Source organism: Phytoactinopolyspora endophytica (assembly GCF_004138495.1).
Classification (GTDB): Bacteria; Actinomycetota; Actinomycetes; order Jiangellales; family Jiangellaceae; genus Phytoactinopolyspora; species Phytoactinopolyspora endophytica.
In genome coordinates, this window is the sequence record NZ_ML142849.1 from 467,361 (window position 1) to 468,798 (window position 1,438).

Genomic DNA, 1,438 nt, shown 5'->3' on the forward strand with positions numbered 1-1,438 from the left:
GAGCGTCGTCGGTGACGGCGTCGTCCAAACGTTGACCGCCGAGGCCGCCCATCACCTTGTCCGGCCACACGACGAGGTGTGCGCCGGCCTCGCCGGGTCCGGAGACGACGGTCGCCAGCGCTACCGGCTCGTGCCGCCGCACCGTGGCGGCGAGCTCTCGCAGGTGCGGGAAGGTGCGCGCGTCCACCGGCTCGACGAACACGTCGATGATCCCGCCGCAGGTGAGGCCGACGGCGAACGCGTCGTCATCGCTGACGCCGTAGCGTTGCACGGTGGGCGCGCGCCCATCGATCACCTCCTGCGCGAGCTCGTAGACGGCACCCTCGATGCATCCGCCGGACACGCTGCCCACGGCCTCGCCGGTGTCGGTCACCAGCATCGACGCGCCCGCCGAACGAGGCGCCGATTTGAACGTCGCCACCACGGTCACCAGGCCCGCGCGGCCACCTCGCTCCAGCACGGACACGAGGTCGTTCATCACCTCACGCATCGCGCACCGCCCTCCGCTCGTCCGTCAACCCGTCGCCGCCACCGGCCGCTCCCAGGCCGGTTCACCGCCCACGCCACCCATGCTGCGCTCGCCCACCGGTGACGACCCGCGTCCGCCGGTGACGGCCAGCAGCCTCGCCAGGTCCTCCATCGCCCCGAGGGAGTGCCCCGCCACTAGGTGGTCGACGTGTGGCAGCGCCGCCCGCATGCCGCCGGTCCGCGGCGCGTACCCCTCATGTCCGCGATGCGGGTTCACCCACACCACCCGCCGCGCCAGCCGGCGCAGCCTCGCCATCTGGTCGCCCAACAGCGCGGGGTCGCCCTGCTCCCACCCGTCGCTGGCGATCACGACGACGGCGCCCCTGGCCGTGCCGCGCTGCCCCCACCGGTCCAGGAACTCTTTGAGCTCCGCCCCCAGCCTGGTCCCTCCGCTCCAATCCGGGATCGCCGCAGACGCCCGGACCAGCGCCGTCGCGGTGACGCCGCCGCGAAGCTCGCGAGTGACCCTGGTCAGCCTCGTGCCGACGGTGAATACCTCGGTGCTCGGACGCGCCCGGCACGCCGCGTGCGCGAACCGCAGCAGCGTGTCCGCGTACGGCGCCATCGAACCGCTCACATCGATCAGGAACACCAGACGCCGGCTCCGGCGCGACTTGCGGTGCCGCAGGACGTCCACCGGCTCGCCGCCGTGTCGAAGCATCGCCCGGATCGTCCGGCGGGGGTCGACGGCACCCACAGACGACGCACGCATCCGCCTGCTGACCCGTTCCGGCAACGCCGGGGCCAGCACGGCGAGGAAACGGTTCACCTCAGCCCGTTCGGCCGCGGTCAGGCCGGTCACGTCCCGGTGCCGCAACACCTCCATCCGGCTGGCCGTGGCCAGCCGGTCCGGCGGCGACTCCCCATCCGGCCGGCCGTCGGCGAGGTCAGCACCGTCGGCGGGTACAGC

At 73.4% G+C, this 1,438-nt stretch carries 2 protein-coding genes; both read right to left on the reverse strand.

Going from position 1 to position 1,438, the window contains the following annotated elements:
* Nucleotides 1-490 (reverse strand): XdhC family protein (locus ELR45_RS40250; protein WP_240759070.1); only part of this gene is annotated, 490 nt, incomplete at its 3' end.
* Between the two features lie 24 nt (nucleotides 491-514).
* The coding region (locus ELR45_RS02095; protein WP_205855704.1) for a vWA domain-containing protein at nucleotides 515-1,438 on the reverse strand (924 nt) is incomplete at its 5' end.